At 34.2% G+C, this 18,757-nt stretch carries 15 protein-coding genes; 2 read left to right on the forward strand and 13 right to left on the reverse strand.

The features are described 5' to 3' along the window. Positions 1-71: 71 nt before the first annotated feature. The 11 genes from queG to C8C83_RS05540 all read right to left on the reverse strand — a co-directional run bounded on the left by queG (position 72) and on the right by C8C83_RS05540 (position 14,899). A complete protein-coding gene (gene queG / locus C8C83_RS05490) occupies positions 72-998 on the reverse strand; it encodes a tRNA epoxyqueuosine(34) reductase QueG (protein WP_121326838.1) in 927 nt (308 codons plus the stop codon). Then, complete coding sequence (locus C8C83_RS05495) at positions 995-2,341, reverse strand: cytochrome P450 (protein ID WP_121326840.1); 1,347 nt, start codon at positions 2,339-2,341, stop codon at positions 995-997. The genes queG and C8C83_RS05495 overlap by 4 nt, the downstream gene beginning before the upstream one ends. Positions 2,342-2,352: 11 nt before the next feature. After that, positions 2,353-3,375 carry a Holliday junction branch migration DNA helicase RuvB gene (ruvB, locus tag C8C83_RS05500; protein ID WP_055096839.1) on the reverse strand — a complete coding sequence of 341 codons (1,023 nt, stop codon included), beginning with the start codon at positions 3,373-3,375 and terminating at the stop codon, positions 2,353-2,355. Positions 3,376-3,509: 134 nt separating this feature from the next. Continuing rightward, positions 3,510-5,312, reverse strand: a complete 1,803-nt coding sequence (locus C8C83_RS05505) for a cbb3-type cytochrome c oxidase subunit I (protein WP_121326842.1) — start codon at positions 5,310-5,312, stop codon at positions 3,510-3,512. Positions 5,313-5,343: 31 nt separating this feature from the next. Then, a complete protein-coding gene (locus C8C83_RS05510) occupies positions 5,344-6,534 on the reverse strand; it encodes a cytochrome c oxidase subunit II (protein WP_121326844.1) in 1,191 nt (396 codons plus the stop codon). A 19-nt stretch (positions 6,535-6,553) separates the two neighbouring features. Beyond that, on the reverse strand, positions 6,554-7,948 hold the full coding sequence (locus C8C83_RS05515; protein WP_121326846.1) for a quinol:cytochrome C oxidoreductase: 1,395 nt from the start codon (positions 7,946-7,948) through the stop codon (positions 6,554-6,556). Between the two features lie 27 nt (positions 7,949-7,975). Next, positions 7,976-8,521 (reverse strand): cytochrome c, encoded by a 546-nt coding sequence (locus tag C8C83_RS05520; protein ID WP_121326848.1) that lies wholly within the window; start codon positions 8,519-8,521, stop codon positions 7,976-7,978. Between the two features lie 8 nt (positions 8,522-8,529). Beyond that, positions 8,530-9,054 carry a DUF3341 domain-containing protein gene (locus C8C83_RS05525; RefSeq protein ID WP_121326850.1) on the reverse strand — a complete coding sequence of 175 codons (525 nt, stop codon included), beginning with the start codon at positions 9,052-9,054 and terminating at the stop codon, positions 8,530-8,532. Continuing rightward, positions 9,047-10,447 carry an NrfD/PsrC family molybdoenzyme membrane anchor subunit gene (nrfD, locus tag C8C83_RS05530; protein ID WP_041516374.1) on the reverse strand — a complete coding sequence of 467 codons (1,401 nt, stop codon included), beginning with the start codon at positions 10,445-10,447 and terminating at the stop codon, positions 9,047-9,049. The genes C8C83_RS05525 and nrfD overlap by 8 nt, the downstream gene beginning before the upstream one ends. 34 nt (positions 10,448-10,481) lie before the next feature. Continuing rightward, on the reverse strand, positions 10,482-13,535 hold the full coding sequence (locus C8C83_RS05535; protein ID WP_121326852.1) for a TAT-variant-translocated molybdopterin oxidoreductase: 3,054 nt from the start codon (positions 13,533-13,535) through the stop codon (positions 10,482-10,484). 32 nt (positions 13,536-13,567) lie between these two features. Continuing rightward, the gene (locus C8C83_RS05540; RefSeq protein WP_121326854.1) at positions 13,568-14,899 is read right to left on the reverse strand and encodes a c-type cytochrome; all 1,332 of its coding nucleotides are present in this window, start codon (positions 14,897-14,899) and stop codon (positions 13,568-13,570) included. Positions 14,900-15,118: 219 nt separating this feature from the next. On the opposite strand from C8C83_RS05540, the gene C8C83_RS05545 reads away from it, so the two are divergent. Beyond that, positions 15,119-15,508 (forward strand): SPOR domain-containing protein, encoded by a 390-nt coding sequence (locus C8C83_RS05545; protein ID WP_121326856.1) that lies wholly within the window; start codon positions 15,119-15,121, stop codon positions 15,506-15,508. Positions 15,509-15,628: 120 nt separating this feature from the next. Here the strand turns inward: C8C83_RS05545 and C8C83_RS05550 are convergent, their stop codons facing one another. Beyond that, positions 15,629-16,837, reverse strand: a complete 1,209-nt coding sequence (locus tag C8C83_RS05550) for an MFS transporter (RefSeq protein ID WP_121326858.1) — start codon at positions 16,835-16,837, stop codon at positions 15,629-15,631. A 98-nt stretch (positions 16,838-16,935) separates the two neighbouring features. Here C8C83_RS05550 and C8C83_RS05555 point away from each other — a divergent pair, with 98 nt between their 5' ends. Beyond that, the gene (locus C8C83_RS05555) at positions 16,936-17,736 is read left to right on the forward strand and encodes a helix-turn-helix transcriptional regulator (protein WP_121326859.1); all 801 of its coding nucleotides are present in this window, start codon (positions 16,936-16,938) and stop codon (positions 17,734-17,736) included. Here C8C83_RS05555 and C8C83_RS05560 read toward each other — a convergent pair. Next, on the reverse strand, positions 17,733-18,530 hold the full coding sequence (locus C8C83_RS05560) for a phosphatase PAP2 family protein (protein ID WP_233566009.1): 798 nt from the start codon (positions 18,528-18,530) through the stop codon (positions 17,733-17,735). The genes C8C83_RS05555 and C8C83_RS05560 overlap by 4 nt on opposite strands. Positions 18,531-18,757: the final 227 nt, after the last annotated feature.

Raw genomic sequence — 18,757 nt, forward strand, 5'->3', positions numbered from 1 at the left:
GTAAATATTTTAAGTCTAAAATACTTACAAAAAAAGAGTGCGTAAATTCTTAAAATATCAACTTTTTTAAGCTATTCCAGAAAAGTAATATTGCGTTTTAAACCATCAAACTTGGTTCTTTTAATAGGAGAATTTTTAAAAACTGCTCGAAAAGTCTCTTCTGTAATTTCGACCCAGTCTTTTTTAGAAAAAGAAAGTAATTCTGGATTTGGATTAAACAAAGGTTCTGAATGGGGTTTCGAGAACCGATTCCAGGGACAAACATCCTGACAAGTATCACAACCAAACATCCATTCGTCAAATTTTCCTTTCATTTCATAAGGAATATTTTCTTTAAGTTCGATTGTATAATAAGAAATGCATTTACTTCCGTCAACCACATGAGGAGCAACTATTGCTTGCGTAGGACAAGCGTCAATGCAAGCTGTACAAGAACCACAATGATCTGTTGTTGCATGATCATACTCTAAATCTAAATCAAGTATAAGTTCAGCAATAAAATAAAAAGAGCCAACTTTTTGAGTCAACAGATTACCACTTTTACCAATCCATCCCAAACCACTTTTTGCTGCCCAAGCTCTGTCTAAGACAGGTGCCGAATCAACAAAAGCTCGTCCGGAAACCTCTCCAATATTCTCTTGAATTGAATGTAAAAATTCTTTTAATTTCTCTTTGATTACAAAATGATAATCCTGACCGTAAGCATATTTAGAAATTTTAAAGCTTTCCTGAGTTTGAGTTTCTTCCGGATAATAATTTAGTAAAAGTGAGACAACACTTTTAGCATCATCAACCAATAAAGTTGGATCTAAACGTTTGTCAAAATAGTTTTCCATATAAGCCATTTGACCATGATGGTTATTATTGAGCCATTTTTCAAGACGTGGTGCTTCCTCTTCCAGAAATCCAGCTTTAGATATTCCGCAGGAAAGAAAACCGAGGCGTTTTGCTTCTGATTTTATAAATTTCGAATATGTCACTTTTGCATTAATGCTCATCTTTTCGAGAATGAAACTTCTACACCAACTGGTTTTAATGTAATTAAAGGATTAAACTGAGCTTCATCTGTATTGGATTTAATCTCATATTTTTTTACAATTTGAGCAATAGTCAAACACATTTCATAAATAGCAAACCCCGCTCCTATGCACATTCTGGGACCGGCGCCAAAAGGATAAAAGTATTGCATAGAAAGCTTTTTCTGCTCTCCAAGAAATCGTTCCGGATTAAATTCATCCGGGTTTACCCAATATTTAGGATTTCGATGTAATTCGTAAAAAGAAACCCCAATAAGAGTTTCCTTTTTTATATGAAAACCTGCGAGCATATCATCAGTAACATTTTCCCTGTCTGTAATCCATGCAGGGGGATACAAACGCATCGATTCATTTAAAACAGCATTTGTATAGGTCATTTTTTGAAGTTGCTCAACAATGTCATTTGTTTGAGATTCTATTCCGATAATCTCATCAAGAACTTTTTGTTGCACATCAGCGTTTCTTCCCAAAAGATGAAGTGTAAATGTCAAAGCATTTGCAGTTGTTTCATGACCAGCTATAAACAAAATTTTTATTTCATCAACTAATTGCTTAACCGACATGCCTTCTCCTGTATCTTCATATCGGGTTTCTAAAAGCATATTCAGCAAGTCGTTAATCTCTTCTTTCGAAGTCAATCTCTGCTCAATGATTTCCTGAATGATTCCATTATTTTCTTCTGCCAATTCAAGATGTTTTTTCACCTGTCCGGTAACAGAAAACCACCATCCTTTATGTGGAAGTCTAATTTCTTTGATTAAAAAATTCTGAACTTCTTCAATAATAAATTTTATACGAGTTAGCTTTTCTTCTGAAATGGAAAATTGAAATAGTGATTTAGCCACAACATTAAAGGCTAATTGACTCATTATAGGAAAAAGATCAATTGCCTTTTCTTCTATTAAATTATCCAATTCAGAAGCAATAGTCAAATTCATATTCTCAACTAACTGATTCATCTTTTGCTTATGAAAAGCTGGCTGAATTAACCTTCTTTGCTTTAGCCAAAAATCACCGTCAACAGTCAAAAGTCCTTTCCCTAAATACTTTGAAAGATATACAGATTGAAATTTTGACTTATGATAATTCTTTTGATTTTTTTGTAAAATATACTGGGCAATTTCATTATCTCGTGATAAAATGATATGCTTAGAAAAACCAATTTTAAGAGAAAAAGAATCTCCAAATTCCTCAAAATATCTTTTATGGTATGGAATTGGATTTCTACGCACTCCTTCAGCATTGAGAAAAAATCTTAATATCGAAAGTCTGCCCGGGTAATTATATTTTTTGTTCTCAGACATTTTAAATAGAATTAAAACAATCCACCCTGAATGTTGGTGTTTATTTTTCCCAAATGTTTATAGGCCTTATCTGTAACTTCTCGACCACGCGGAGTACGCATAATAAAACCTTCCTGAATCAAAAATGGTTCATATACTTCCTCAATGGTTTCACTACTTTCCGAAACGGCAGTTGCCAAAGTTGAAAGACCAACTGGTCCACCTTTGAACTTATTAATAATCGTCAATAGAATCTTATTATCCATTTCATCCAATCCGTGCGCATCAACATTAAGTGCTTTTAAAGCATAACGTGCAATTTCAAGATCTATGGTTCCGTTGCCTTTAATCTGTGCAAAATCTCGAACTCTTCGCAACAAAGCATTTGCTATACGAGGTGTACCACGACTTCTACCAGCAATTTCGATAGCAGCATCCAATGATATTGGCATTTTAAGTATAGAAGAACTTCTTTCGACAATAGTTGTCAAAAGTTCAGTAGTATAATATTGTAATCGTGATGAAATTCCGAAACGTGCACGCATTGGAGCCGTTAATAATCCTGAACGAGTTGTAGCACCAATTAAAGTAAAAGGATTTAAATTGATTTGTACCGTTCTGGCATTTGGACCAGATTCGATCATAATATCGATCTTAAAATCTTCCATTGCCGAATATAAATACTCTTCGACAATTGGACTTAAACGATGAATTTCATCAATAAATAAAACGTCTCTCTCATCAAGATTTGTCAATAAACCAGCCAAATCACCAGGTTTATCCAAAACAGGACCAGATGTAATTTTAATTCCAACTTCAAGTTCATTAGCAAGAATATTTGCCAAAGTAGTTTTTCCTAAGCCGGGAGGACCATGAAAAAGTGTATGATCAAGAGCTTCACCACGTTGATTGGCTGCAGCTACAAAAACTTTCAAATTCTCTAAAACTTGATCTTGTCCGGCAAAATCATCAAAGGACAGCGGACGTAATCTTTTTTCAAGATCTAATTCTTCTGGGTTATACCCATTTGTAGTGGGATCTAGGTTCTCATTCATTTTACAAAGATAGACAAAGTAATCAGTTTGTAAAACAGATAAATCTCAAATAAAATACTGAAACTTAAAGTCAAATTCTAACTTTAGCCAAAACAAAAAAGACCATCTTTTCAGATGGTCTTTTTTAAATATTTTTAGTGGTGTAAAACTTCTTCACCTGCTTTCATTGGTACATTTTGCGGTACAAAATCTACATCGTGATTTGGGTTACTATAGTCATACGGCCAACGATATACGTGAGGAATTTCACCTGGCCAGTTACCGTGAATATGTTCTACTGGAGTAGTCCATTCTAATGTTGTAGATCTCCATGGATTCTGAACTGCTTTCTTACCGTAGAAAATACTACTAAAGAAGTTGTACAAGAATACTAATTGGAACGCTCCCCCTACAAGAGCAAATGTTGTAATTAAAACATTCACATTTTGTAAATCATCAAATAATGGGAAGTTTGTATTTGTATAATAACGTCTTGGTAGACCAGCTAATCCTATAAAGTGCATTGGGAAGAAAACTCCGTAAGCACAAACTGCTGTTACCCAAAAGTGAATATAACCTAAGTTTTTGTTCAACATTTTTCCGTACATTTTAGGGAACCAGTGGTAAATACCAGCAAACATTCCATAAAGTGCAGAGATACCCATTACTAAGTGAAAGTGAGCAATTACAAAGTATGTATCGTGAACATTAATATCTAAAGTACTATCTCCTAAAATGATTCCTGTTAAACCTCCAGTGATGAAAGTAGAAACCATTCCGATAGAGAATAACATTGCAGGGTTAAATTGCAGGTTACCTTTCCATAATGTTGTGATCCAGTTGAACGCTTTTACAGCAGATGGAATCGCAATCAATAAAGTTGTAAAGGTAAATACAGATCCTAAGAAAGGATTCATACCTGAAATAAACATGTGGTGACCCCAAACAATTGTAGATAAAAATGCAATTGCAAGAACTGACATGATCATCGCTCTGTATCCAAAAATTGGTTTACGAGAATTCGTAGCCATAATTTCAGAAACAAGACCCATTGCAGGTAAGATTACGATATAAACCTCAGGGTGACCTAAAAACCAGAATAAGTGTTCGAACAATACTGGAGAACCACCTTGGTAATGTAAAACTTCTCCAGCGATATAAATATCAGATAAGAAGAATGAAGTACCAAAACTTCTATCAAAAATCAATAATAATGCTGCAGATAACAATACTGGAAATGAAATAACACCAATAATAGCTGTTACGAAGAATGTCCAGATTGTAAGTGGAAGTCTTGTCATAGACATTCCTTTAGTTCTTAAGTTGATAACTGTAACAATGTAATTTAAAGATCCCATTAAAGAAGATGCAATAAAGATTGCCATTGAAACCAACCATAAAGTCATACCTGTTCCAGAACCTGGAATTGCTTGTGGCAATGCACTTAATGGAGGATAAATTGTCCAACCTGCAGAAGCTGGTCCAGCTTCAACAAATAAAGAAGACAACATAATCACAGCAGACAAGAAAAACAACCAGTATGAAATCATATTCATAAATCCAGAAGCCATATCTCTTGCTCCAATTTGAAGTGGAATAAGTAAGTTACTAAAAGTACCACTTAAACCAGCCGTCAGTACAAAGAATACCATGATAGTACCGTGAATTGTAACTAAGGCCAAATAAATATCATTTGCCATTACACCATCTGGTGCAAATTTATCTCCTAATAAAACATTAAAGATTTTGAAAGACTCTTCTGGCCATGCTAATTGCATTCTGAAAAGCAAAGACATTGCAATACCAATAATTCCCATGATAATACCGGTAATTAAGTATTGCTTAGCAATCATTTTGTGATCAATACTAAATATATATTTAGTAATGAACGTGTCTTTATGATGATGTTCGTGCTCGTGATCGTGTCCGTGATCGTGATCGTGCGCTTCTGCTGACATATATGTGTACTTTAAATTTTCTTAATAAATATTATTTCATAGCAACTTTAGCTACAACTGCTTTTACAGTATCAATAACTGCTTTAACAGTATCTTTAGCAGTACTATCTGTAGTCGCTTTCGCTCCTGCTTCTTCAGCTGGTTTTTTAGCAGCTTCAGCCGTTTTAATATCCTGTGCTAAAGTAGTTTTTTCGCTTAACCATTTTTTATACTCTTCAGGAGTATCAACAACAACTTTCATTTGCATGTTGTAATGAGAAGCTCCACAAATTTTATTACATAATAATAAATAATCAAATGTATAAGGATCTAAAGCTGTACCACCTTTAGCAACTAACTCAACACTTTTTTCAGCTCTTAGTTTATTGATGTTCGCAACTTTTTCGACCATAAATGGTAACTCTCTGTATTCAGAAGTTGTGTAAGTTGGAATAAAAGCAAACTCAGTAACCATTCCGGGAACACAGTTCATTTGCGCTCTAAAGTGAGGCATATAAGCTGAGTGCAATACGTCTTGAGAACGCATTTTGAAATGTATCTTTTTACCTTTTGGAATATGCAATTCAGAAACTACGATATCATCTTGAGAATTAGGATCTGACATATCAACTCCTAAAGTATTCACACCTTCAATCAAACGTACGTTTGCTTTTCCTAAAACATTATCTTGTCCAGCATATCTTGCAGTCCATTTGAATTGTTGAGCATATAATTCGATTTCGATTACATCTTCATCTTTATCAACGAACATAATGTTGTTCCAAGCGTACAATCCGTAAAGAATCAAACAAGCCAAAACTACAGATGGAATAATACTCCAAATTGCTTCTAATTTATTACTATCAGCAAAGAATAATGCTTTTTTATCTTTATGACCTCTATTTTTGAAAGAGAACCAATATAATAAACCTTGTGTAATAAATTGAACTACAAAAATTAAAACCCAAGTAATATTCATTAAGTTATCTACTAAAAGTCCATGCTCTGAAGCAGGAGTATGAAGTGCTAAACCACCCCATTTTAGTAAACCATAAATCGTAAATATATATATGAAAGCTAAGAAGCCAAACATAATATACCCTTGAATATTATTATCATTATCCGATGCAACCTGAGAATCGTCCGAAGAAGATCCTACTTGAGTAAGATCAAATATCTTGGTCAATTGCCACAATGCAACTGCTAATAAAACTAAAACTATAATTACCAACAAACTTGTCATCTGTTTACTTCTTTAAATATTAATAATGAAAATGTTTACTTTCTTCAATGAAAGGATTTCTTTTTGCTAACAAAGGAGCTTTAGTTAATGCAGTAAATACAACAAAAATAAATAAACCTAAGAAGAAAAGTATAGATGCAATTTCAGAAACTCCAATAAACCATTTATCTCCAACTGTACCAGGCATAATCATATTAAAGAAATCTACATAGTGACCTAATAAGATAACAATACCTGCCATTACAATAACCCAGCTAAGACGTTTGAAGTCTGTGTTGATTAATATTAATAATGGGAACACAAAGTTCATAACTACAGCACCAAAGAATGGTAAATTGTATAATTGAATTCTTGTTACGAAGTAAGTTACCTCTTCCGGAATGTTAGCATACCAGATTAACATGAATTGAGAGAACCATAAATAAGTCCAGAAAACACTAATACCAAACATAAATTTAGCTAAATCATGAATATGGCTTGTATTTACATACTCTAAATATCCTTTAGATTTTAAGTAAACAGTTACTAATGCAATTGCAGTAATACCACTTACAAAGAAAGATGCGAAAACATACCATCCAAATAAAGTACTGAACCAGTGTGGATCAATTGACATAATCCAATCCCAAGACATAATAGACTCAGACACGATAAAGAATACTAAGAAACCAGCAGTTAACTTAAAGTTCTTTTTGTAATATAGATCATCGTTAGCTTCGTCTTGAGCTAAACAATTTTTTCTAGATTGGTAACGATATAAATTCCATCCTATTAAAAAGATAGCCGCTCTAATAATCCAGAAAGTGAAGTTTAAATAACCTGCTTTACCAGCGATAATTTTATCATAATTTGCACTAGCAGGATCAGTAACCCCTTCACCTAACCATACAAAAACATGATTAAAGTGCAACCCGCAAAGAATTAAAATAACAAAGAAAATAATTGAACCTACTGGTAAGTAAGCCGTGATTCCTTGCATAACTCTAAACAAAACTGGAGACCAACCTGCCTGAGCAACTTGTTGAATAGCATAAAATGCTAAAGTTCCCATAGAAAGTAGTAAGAAGAAAATACAAGCAACGTATAAAGCTGACCAAGGCTTATTTTGCAATTGGTGCAATACATGCGTTAAATGTTCTTTGTGCTCATCAGCAGCATTTACTGTTTCATGCTCACCACCTTTGTGTGATTCATGTGAAGCTTCAGCAGCTTCGTGATGTCCAGCTTCTTGATGTGATGTTTCTGCTGTTGCTTCATGCGCAGCACCATGAGATCCATGTGCATCTGCAGCTAGAATTTTTTCAACTTCTTGAATATCTTTAGGAGCAGTTAAAAAACCATATCCAATTCCTAATATACCAAGGGCCATTAGGATGATAGAAAAAGTTTTTAATTTACTTGAAAATGTATACATATCTATTACGATCAGTTTGTTCAACAATTATAATTGGCTTCTTAGTTTTAGAACATAGTCAGCAACTAACCAACGTTCGTGGGCACTTAATTGATTTGCATGCGAACCCATTGCATTTAGACCATAAGTTTCAACGTGAAAGATACTTCCTTCAGTGATGTCTCTGTCTTTATAGTTAGGTACTCCAAGAAATTTTTCTCTTTCAACCAATTTACCTTTACCGTTTCCAGTTGCACCATGACAACTAATACAGTAAATTTCGAAAAGTTCTTTTCCTTTTCCGGAATTTCTTTCGATAGAATCCAAAGGAGATTTTAAATTAGCTTTTGCCAATTCGTAACCTGCAGTTGAATTTTCATATTCATAAGGCTCAAAACCTCTATTGATACTTCCTTCTGCAGGAAGCTGTCCTTCTTTTCCACCTTTAAATATTTTTGCTTCTGAATAGGTTTCATATCCTACAGACTCATACATATTAGGGAAATACTGATAGTTTGGTGCCGAATTATTGTGGCAAGATGAAACTAAAATAGTTATACCAACTAAAAGTGTTATTTTATATATCCTTTTCATAGCTACAATTAATTCTTTTCAATTACTTTAACTTCAACAGCTCCTGTACCTTCGAAAAAAGAAACTAGTTCTACTTCGTTATCATTTACAGCAACTTCCATTAAAAAATGGTCATCTGTTGTTCTTACATCAGGATTCTCAGCTTCTTTGAATGGCCATAATCTACTTCTCATATAAAAAGTAATTACCATTAAGTGAGCAGCAAAAAATACTGTCATCTCAAACATAATAGGCACAAATGCAGGCATATTTTGAATGAAGCTAAAACTTGGTTTACCTCCAATATCCTGTGGCCAGTCATGAATCATGATATAACTCATCATGGTTGTTGCAACAGAAATACCAACACATCCATATAAAAATGCACAAATTGCTAATCTTGTTGGTGCTAAACCCATAGCTTTATCCAATCCGTGAACTGGGAATGGAGTAAAAACTTCTTCAATATGATGATGAGCAGCTCTGGTTTTCTTTACTGCATCCATCAAAATATCATCGTCATTATAAATGGCGTATATTACTTTATTACTCATGATGTGAATCTTTATTTGCTCTTTCTCTAATGTAATTATCTCCTGTTCCTTTCAAAATTGTTTTAACCTCTGCCTGAGCAATTACAGGGAATGTTCTAGAGTATAATAAAAACAATACGAAGAAGAAACCAATTGTTCCAATGAAAATTCCAATATCAACAAATGTTGGTGAAAACATTGTCCAAGAAGATGGAAGGTAATCTCTATGCAAAGAAGTAACAATAATTACGAATCTTTCAAACCACATTCCGATGTTTACTACAATCGAAATAATAAAAGAGAACATGATACTTGTTCTTAATTTCTTGAACCACATAAATTGTGGAGAGAAAACGTTACAAGTCATCATCGACCAATATGCCCACCAGTAAGGTCCGGTAGCTCTGTTTAAGAACGCATATTGCTCATATTCTACTCCTGAATACCAAGCCACAAATAACTCAGTAATATATGCTACACCAACTATAGAACCTGTAATCATGATTACAATATTCATTAACTCAATATGTTGTAGTGTAATATAAGCTTCAAGATTAGATACTTTTCTCATAACGATCAACAATGTGTTTACCATTGCAAATCCTGAGAATACCGCTCCAGCAACGAAGTATGGAGGGAAAATTGTTGTATGCCATCCAGGAATTACAGAAGTAGCAAAGTCCATCGATACAATCGTGTGTACAGAAAGTACAAGAGGAGTAGCTAAACCAGCTAATACTAATGATACTTCTTCAAAACGTTGCCAATCTTTAGCTCTTCCACTCCATCCAAAACTTAGGATAGAATAAACTCTTTTTGTAAAAGGAGTTACCGCTCTATCACGTAGCATTGCAAAGTCAGGCAATAAACCAGTCCACCAGAACACTAATGATACTGAAAGATATGTTGAGATTGCGAAAACGTCCCAAAGTAATGGTGAGTTAAAGTTTACCCATAAAGATCCAAATTGATTTGGAATAGGTAAAACCCAATACGCTAACCATGGACGTCCCATGTGAATAATTGGAAATAAACCAGCCTGAACAACAGAGAAGATAGTCATCGCTTCTGCAGAACGGTTAATCGCCATTCTCCAACGTTGACGGAAAAGTAATAATACCGCAGAAATTAATGTTCCGGCGTGACCAATACCAACCCACCAAACGAAGTTCGTGATATCCCAAGCCCAACCAACTGTTTTATTTAATCCCCATGTTCCAATACCGGTAGATACGGTGTAAATTATACAACCTAACCCCCAAAGGAAGGCTATTAGTGCGATTGAAAATACAATCCACCAATGTTTGTTTGCAGGTCCTTCAACAGGCGCAGCTACATCTACAGTTACATCGTGATAAGATTTATCACCAATAACTAAAGGTTTTCTAATGGGTGCTTCGTAGTGAGACGACATAATCCTTTATATGTTTCTTAATTAATAATTTATTCTAAGTATTTCTAACTTTAACATGGTAAACCACATTAGGTTTTGTTCCTACATGCTCTAATAAGTGATATGATCTTTCATCAGCCGCTAATTTAGCAACTTTACTTTCTTTATCATTAACATCACCAAATATCATTGCTCCAGAAGAACAAGCGTTAGAACAAGCTGTTTGGAATTCGCCATCAGCAACTGGGCGACCTTCGTTTTTAGCTTTTAATTTAGTAGCTTGTGTCATTTGAATACACATTGAACATTTTTCCATAACACCACGAGAACGAACGTTTACGTCTGGGTTTAATACCATACGTCCTAAATCGTCATTCATGTGATAATCGAATTCGCTGTTTTTGTTATACAAGAACCAGTTGAAACGACGTACTTTATATGGACAGTTGTTAGCACAGTAACGAGTACCAACACATCTGTTGTATGCCATGTGGTTTTGACCTTCACGACCATGAGATGTTGCAGCAACTGGACAAACTGTCTCACATGGTGCGTGATTACAGTGCTGACACATAACTGGTTGGAATGAAACTTGTGGATTATCTCCAGGTTTTTCCATTTCATTAAATGTAGATAATGAACTAGATAAACCAGCGATATTCTCTTTTCTTTCGTTATCACCTTCAAAAGTACTTTCAGAAGAATAATATCTATCAATACGCAACCAGTGCATATCACGACTTCTTCTTACTTCAGCTTTTCCTACTACAGGAACGTTGTTTTCGGCATGACAAGCAATAACACATGCTCCACATCCTGTACAAGCGTTCAAGTCAATCGAAAGGTTAAAGTGATGTCCAGTAGAACGATCAAATGATTCCCATAAATCGACAGTAGTAGCTTTTACTTCTTCGTGATCTAAAGATACCATTGGTTGTTCGTTCCAAAATTCAGCATCTTTAGTATTAAAGATTTCAAGAGTAGTTTCTTTAATAATATCTCCTCTACCCATTAATGTTTTCTGTCCTTGAACACAAGCAAACTCATGTACTCCATTTGCCTTAGCAATAGAAACAGATTGAACACTATTGAAGTTTTTATATAAAGCGTAAGCATTTAAACCTACGACCATTTCTTCTTTTAAAGCCGCTTTACGACCATAACCAACTGCTAAACCAACTGTTCCAACAGCTTGTCCTGGCTGAACAATAACTGGAACATTTTCTAATTTTAAACCGTCAGCAGTAGTAATTGTAGCATAACTTCCGTTTAAACCTCCGTTCGCAACAATCTCATTTGTTAAACCAAGTTTTTTAGCATCAGCATTAGAAACCGTAACATAGTTATCCCAAGAAACTCTTGTGATTGGATCTGGGAACTCTTGCAACCAAGGATTGTTTGCTTGTTGTCCATCTCCTAAACCTGTTTTAGTATACAATACTAATTCAAATTCTCCGGCAGCTTTTGATTTTGAAACCGCATTTGCAGCAGCAGCATAATCAATAGAACCTGCAGATAAAGCAGTAGAACCAATTACAAAAATACCATCATGTAAAACTTTATTCCAAGAAGAACCAGCAATAATCCCAGCCGAACTAGCTTTAAGATAATCGTAGAAATTTCCAGGAACTCCGTTTAATGATAATAAAACATCTTGAAATTGTTTTGTATTGAATATAGGACGAATAGTTGGTTGAGTTAAACTATAAGTTCCTTTAGTAATCACAACATCACCCCATGATTCTAAATAATGAGGAGCCGGAGCAGCGATTGTAACAACTGAAGCCGTTTCATCTTCTTTTAAAGAGAAAGCAACTGAAGTTTTTACTTTTTTCAATCCAGACACAAAAGAAGCTGAATCAGCTAATGTATAAACCGGATTAATACCACTCATGATTAAAGTATGAACACTTCCAGCATTCATATCTTTTATTACTTGAGATACAGCCGCATTAGATCCTTTTCTAATTTGTCTTGTACCAGCTGTATTAAAAGCTTCACTAGCCAATACCTGATTGATAGCTAAAACTAATAATTGAGCATTTTTATCTTCAATTCCAGATACTAAAACTCCTTTAGACCCAGCAGCTTTTAACTGTTGAGCAGCTTTAGTAACTTCTGTTTTAAATTTAGCATCCAAAGAAACCGGAACAGAAGTACCTGCAATAACATTATAAACTAAAACTAACGCTTGTTTTTGATCCGCTGGAGTCATTGGAATACGCTTATCAGCAGCAGCACCAGACAATGTCATGTTTGATTCGAACTGAAAATGACGTGACATTTTTCCGTTTTGAGGAATACGTCCTTGAGCATATCCGGCATCGTATCCACCACCTTGCCAATCTCCTAAGAAATCAGCTCCAACAGAAACAATTAAAGAAGCTTTTGAAAAATCGTAATCAACAAGAGCTCTTTCTCCGTAAACTGTTTCAAATGCATCTAATGCTTCCGAAGAAGAAACAGCGTCATAAACAACGTGTTTTGCATTTGGGTTTTTAGCAATAAATTCACCTATTAATTTCTCAGTAGATGGACTTGCTAAAGTATTTGTCAACAATACTACTTGTCCACCTTTTGCTTTTGCATCCGCAAGACTTGATTTTATTTTCAAATCAACAGCAGACCAGCTACTATTTTTTCCTTCCAATTTAGGTTCTTTCAAACGCATGCTATCATATAATGATAAGATAGACGCATGAATTCTAGCATTGGCTGAAAACTTAGCTCCAGAAATAGTATTGTTATCAATTTTAATTGGACGACCTTCACGAGTTTTTACTAATAAGTTAGCAAAATCAAAACCATCAAAAACAGTAGTCGCATAATAATCTGCAACACCAGGAATGATTTGTTCTGGTTGTAACACGTAAGGGATAGACTTGTGAACCGGACCTTCGCAGGCAGCTAGAGTTACCGCTGCAGTACTAAATCCTACGTACTTTAAAAAGTCACGACGTGAAGTTCCAGATTGAGCTAAAGCATCTGCATTCCCTAAGAATTCTTCTGTAGGAATCTCTTCAACGAATTCGTTATTTCTAAGCGCCTCAACAATAGAACTATTTTCTAGTTCTTCAACACTTTTCCAGTATTTTTTGTTTGATGACATTGTATATAAATATTAAAATCTTAATAATTCGATTAATAGTGGCATTTACCGCATTCTAAACCTCCCATTTGCGCTGCAGTCAATTTCTCTACACCGTATTTTTTAGAAAGTTCAGCATGAATTTTATCATAATATGCATTTCCTTCCATCTTAACATCAGTTTTTCTATGGCAATCAACACACCATCCCATTGTTAATTTAGAATATTGCTTCATGATCTCAAATTCCTGCACTGGACCGTGACAAGTTTGACATTCAACTCCTGCAACAGTAACGTGTTGAGAGTGGTTGAAGTAAACAAAATCAGGAAGATTATGAATACGAACCCATTTTACAGGCTGCGTTTTTCCAGTATATGCTTGTTTAGCTTTATCCCAACCAACAGCAGTATATAACTTCTGGATTTCACCATCGTAGTAAGCTTTACTGTACTCAGGAGTAGCAGTAGACTCAGCAACTTCAGAAATGTTTTTATGACAGTTCATACAAACATTCAAAGATGGAATACCTGCGTTTTTACTCACACGAGCAGCAGAGTGACAATATTTACAATTGATCTCGTTATCTCCTGCGTGAATTTTATGAGAATAGTGAATTGGCTGAATTGGCTCATAATTTTGATCTACACCTACTTGCATTAAGAAAGCATACACAAAATAACCACTTGCCAAAAGCAAGAATATAGAAGTAACTAATACCAAGAATTGGTTTTTAGCAAAAGCTTTCCAAATTGGAAGTCTAGCTTCTTTAGGAGCAACTTCAATTCCGTTATTACTAGCAACTTTAGTTAATACTTTGTTCACCATGAACAACATAACAACCAAAATAGCCATTACAAGAGCAAGAGCTCCTAAAATAACGTTATTAGAAATTCCACCACCTTCAACTTTTTCCCCAGGAGGAACAGTTCCAGGTGTACCAGCAGCAGGCTCAGCTTTTACTTCAGAAGTATAAGCGATAATATTATCAATATCACCTGTAGATAATTGAGGAAAAGAAGTCATTACAGACTTATTGTTTTCTTCAAAAAGTTTTACTGCAACAGCATCACCTGATTTAATTACTTCAGAACTGTTATGAACCCACTTGTAGATCCAAGCCATTTCGTGCTTAGAAGCAACCCCTCTTAAAGCAGGACCTGTTGACTTAGCATCTAATTTGTGACATGCAGCGCAATTTGCATTAAAAAGTTCTTTCCCTTTTACTGGATCACCACCTGAAGTTGCAGCCGGAGCGGCAGCAGCAGGCGCCGCCGGAGCAGCAGCAGCATCTTGAGCAAATGAAGTTAGGGAGAAAATCAGCGTTAGCGATAAGCTAAGCAGCAATTTTCTGGAGATCGAATTATGGTTACCCACCTTTTTCATATAGTATAATAATTATCTACTAATTTTTGGTATGATTTTTTCTGTAGTAAATCAACAAAAAACTAATACCTTCTTTTAAAACTTGCACAAAAATACGACTTATGAACTATTCTCAAAACCTTAAAATACTCTTAAATATCAATTTATATCAATTCTAAATAATATTAAAATTTTCCATACAAACTTTAAATACTATTTTTGCATAAAAACCATCACATTATGAGAATTTTAACCCACTCAAAAAGAGTTTTCTTAACACTAGCAATGTTCACTTTAGCATATAACATTCATGCTCAAGACCAAAATTTAACACTAAATCAAGATCCCAAATTTGAGCAATTATTAAACGACAAGCGCAAAATTAACACGTCAATAAACACAAACGATACTTATAAAATTCAAATTTTTAGCGGGAAAAGCGAGGAAGCAAAAAAAGCTCTAGCAGATTTCAAAAGAGAAAATAGTGATATAGACGGCACAATAATTTTCAACACACCAAACTATAAAGTAATCGTTGGAAATTTTAAAACAAGAATCGAAGCAGAAAGAAATTTAGCTGAAATCAAAAAGAGATACAAAAGCGTATTTTTGATCAAACCAAGCAAATAAAATCTTCCTAAAAAAACACTTAAAAAACAAAAAAAGCATCAGCAGTAGCTGATGCTTTTTTTATATCCTATATATCCAAATTACAAGAATATATTAACGCTTAAAATTCAAAAAATAGAATTACCCCTTTTTACTCTCAAGATTAGGCAAAAACCCTGTCAAAACACCAATCAAAGGCAAAAAGGCACAAATTTTAAAAACATAAGTTATGCTGGTCAAATCAGCTAATTTACCTAAAATAGCAGATCCCAGACCTCCCATTCCAAAAGCAAAACCGAAAAACAATCCCGCCACTAAGCCAACTTTACCAGGCAATAATTCTGTCGCATAAACCAAAATAGCCGAAAACGCAGAAGAAATTATCAACCCAATTATTACTGACAAAATACCAACCCAAAATAACGAAGCATACGGAAGCAAAAGAGTAAATGGCGCAACTCCTAAGATAGAAATCCAAATCACATATTTTCTACCAAACCTATCTCCCAATGGACCTCCAATTAATGTACCTGCAGCAACTGCACCTAAAAACGCAAATAAATAAATCTGGGATTCCTGAATCGAAATATTAAACTTATCAATCAAGAAAAAGGTATAATAACTAGTAATGCTTGCTAAATAAAAATATTTCGAAAAAATTAAAACCAACAAAATAGCCAATGAAAATACCACTCTTTTTTTAGACAATTGATACGTAAAAACTTCACGCCCCGTTTCTTTGTTTTGGCGTTTTAATTCTAAATGCGCACTGTACCAAATTGCTATTCTATATAAAACAAAAATTCCAATTAAGGCTATCAGGCAAAACCAGATTATATAGAATTGTCCATATGGAATCACAATTAAAGCAGCCAATAAAGGACCAACCGCACTACCTGCATTCCCGCCAAGTTGAAAAATAGATTGTGCTAATCCCCTTTTTCCACCTGAAGCCAAATGTGCCACTCTTGACGATTCCGGATGAAAAATAGAAGAACCAATACCAATCAAACTAACTGCTACTAATAAATAAGTAAAGCTCGATGCAATCGACACAAAAAATAGTCCCAATAGCGTAAAACTCATTCCTATAATTAATGAATACGGCTTAGATTTTTTATCTGTATACATCCCCACAAACGGTTGTAAAATAGAAGCAGTAAGTTGGTACGTAAAAGTTATCATACCAATCTGAGCAAAACTCAAATTAAACTTTTCTTTAAACAAGGGATAAACAGAAGGAATTACTGCTTGCAACAAATCATTAATAAAGTGAGAAAAGCTAATAATAAAAAGTATAGAATAGATAGTTTTCTGAACTACCTCGGGTTGCGTTTTAACATTTGTCATAGGTTGTAATTTTAATTTTGAACACTAATACATCTTAAAGTATTTATTTTCGACAAAGATCCTATTAAATACATTGTCAGAATTACTACATTTGGACAATGAATAACGATTATCAGACATATCTTGTTGTTGACCTTGGATTTCAAATAAATCCATTTCTTCCAGTTGTGGGATATACCGAAACAATTACAGATGCAGTTTGCTCATTGCATTCGCATCCACGAGCACAACTTCTTTACGCGACAAGCGGCGTAATGAATGTAGTTGTAGAAAATCAAATTTGGGTTGTAAATCCATTACAAGGATTATGGATTGCAGGCGGGGTTGAACATCAGGTAGCTTTTCAGAAAAATGTCAATCTACATAGCGTTTTTATTGATCCATCATACACAAACAATCTGCCGCCGACTAGTTTTTCTTTTGATATTTCGGTATTTCTAAAACAGCTAATGTTTAAAATTATTTCTTTTGAAGATCATGAAAATATAACTCCTACACAAAGAAGAATTATGGATGTATTTTTAGATGAATTGGCTCTAATTAGCCCAAGTTCTACTTTTTTACCCACAAGCAATCACATAAAACTCAAAAACATTATTGATCTCTTAATTAATGATGTTGCCAACAAAGAAACAATAGAATATTTTGCCGATCTATCTTACATGAGCAGCCGAACTTTATCCAGACTCTTCATTAAAGAATTAGGAATGAGTTTTAGCGACTGGAGAATTAGATTAAAATTACTGGAGGCAATAAAAAGATTAGGAGAAAAACAATCCATAAAGGAAATAGCTTTTGATTTGGGTTACGAAACAACCAGTGCATTTATTTTTATGTTCAAAAAAAATTTAGGAAAGACCCCTTCAAATTATATTCTCGAAAATAAAACAGAATACTAAGCATTATTTTCTGTCTCTTTTAAAATCATGAGTACTTCCTCCTTAGCTATTGCCAAATCATCTTGAAAAACTAAATTATCCCTTAGACAATCTACAGTTGCTCTTCCCATTACTCTTCCCATTTCTACATCACTACGCCAATGTGCATTACAAATTATGCGGCTTTCACCAAAATCATATCCTCGCCTTAAAATCATTCTCTCATTGTAAGGAAAAATTTCACTAAAAACCAATGCCCACGCCCAGCCAACGGCAGCATGTCCCGAAGGAAAAGAACCAACTTTACGTAACACCTCTTCCTGTTCCGGAGTACAAGTTTTTGTATTTGTAACAACAAATGGTCGTTCTCGATTATAATGATTCTTAGCTGCATATGTAGACAATCCGGCATCAGTCATTACCCTACGCATTAACAAATAAAGCTTAGGAGTTTTTGCTTCACTAATCTCAATACCCAAAGTAGACTCAAAAGATTTAACTGCGGCGGGAAAAGATAAATTTGCATCAGCGGCAGCTTGCATAAACCGAATTTTATCTTCCGCTTTTACAGCTTTTTTAGCATATTCTAAATCAAACTCAAAAGCTTCTGATGTGTGTTCCGGTGGTGGCGCTAACAATATCAAACTATTTGGCATCTCGTCTTCCTTCAAATAACCATGTAATAAATCAGGCATTATTTCTCTAAGCTGCTCAACGTTTGTAAATGTACGCGCAGCATTCTTTGATTTAAAACCTTTATCAAAAAGTGTAGTAATAATATGAAATACTTTCAATCTCATAAGAAGCACCTTCATTAGTAAGCTTTGATTTTTAAATAAACCAAAAGCAATACAAAGAAATCAATTATCTTAATATAAAACATAATCAATATCTTACATTTTTGTTTCAAATTATAAATTGAAACATATAAACAATCATAAATCAACTTACATTAATTTTTCTGACAGCAAAAATTCGCAATGCTAGCTGAATCACTGATTTATTTATATGATATTTTAAAAAGTATTAAACAAAAAAAATC

Source organism: Flavobacterium sp. 90 (assembly GCF_004339525.1).
GTDB lineage: Bacteria > Bacteroidota > Bacteroidia > Flavobacteriales > Flavobacteriaceae > Flavobacterium.

What these genes read in the sequence shown, in the direction of transcription:
- queG (WP_121326838.1), bottom strand. Translation starts at nt 998, where the DNA reads ATGAGCATTAATGCAAAAGTGACATATTCGAAATTTATAAAATCAGAA.
- C8C83_RS05515 (WP_121326846.1), bottom strand. Translation starts at nt 7,948, where the DNA reads ATGTATACATTTTCAAGTAAATTAAAAACTTTTTCTATCATCCTAATG.
- C8C83_RS05555 (WP_121326859.1), top strand. Translation starts at nt 16,936, where the DNA reads ATGAATAACGATTATCAGACATATCTTGTTGTTGACCTTGGATTTCAA.
- C8C83_RS05560 (WP_233566009.1), bottom strand. Translation starts at nt 18,530, where the DNA reads ATGAAGGTGCTTCTTATGAGATTGAAAGTATTTCATATTATTACTACA.
- ruvB (WP_055096839.1), bottom strand. Translation starts at nt 3,375, where the DNA reads ATGAATGAGAACCTAGATCCCACTACAAATGGGTATAACCCAGAAGAA.
- C8C83_RS05520 (WP_121326848.1), bottom strand. Translation starts at nt 8,521, where the DNA reads ATGAAAAGGATATATAAAATAACACTTTTAGTTGGTATAACTATTTTA.
- C8C83_RS05505 (WP_121326842.1), bottom strand. Translation starts at nt 5,312, where the DNA reads ATGTCAGCAGAAGCGCACGATCACGATCACGGACACGATCACGAGCAC.
- C8C83_RS05525 (WP_121326850.1), bottom strand. Translation starts at nt 9,054, where the DNA reads ATGAGTAATAAAGTAATATACGCCATTTATAATGACGATGATATTTTG.
- C8C83_RS05545 (WP_121326856.1), top strand. Translation starts at nt 15,119, where the DNA reads ATGAGAATTTTAACCCACTCAAAAAGAGTTTTCTTAACACTAGCAATG.
- C8C83_RS05540 (WP_121326854.1), bottom strand. Translation starts at nt 14,899, where the DNA reads ATGAAAAAGGTGGGTAACCATAATTCGATCTCCAGAAAATTGCTGCTT.
- C8C83_RS05495 (WP_121326840.1), bottom strand. Translation starts at nt 2,341, where the DNA reads ATGTCTGAGAACAAAAAATATAATTACCCGGGCAGACTTTCGATATTA.
- C8C83_RS05510 (WP_121326844.1), bottom strand. Translation starts at nt 6,534, where the DNA reads ATGACAAGTTTGTTGGTAATTATAGTTTTAGTTTTATTAGCAGTTGCA.
- C8C83_RS05535 (WP_121326852.1), bottom strand. Translation starts at nt 13,535, where the DNA reads ATGTCATCAAACAAAAAATACTGGAAAAGTGTTGAAGAACTAGAAAAT.
- nrfD (WP_041516374.1), bottom strand. Translation starts at nt 10,447, where the DNA reads ATGTCGTCTCACTACGAAGCACCCATTAGAAAACCTTTAGTTATTGGT.
- C8C83_RS05550 (WP_121326858.1), bottom strand. Translation starts at nt 16,837, where the DNA reads ATGACAAATGTTAAAACGCAACCCGAGGTAGTTCAGAAAACTATCTAT.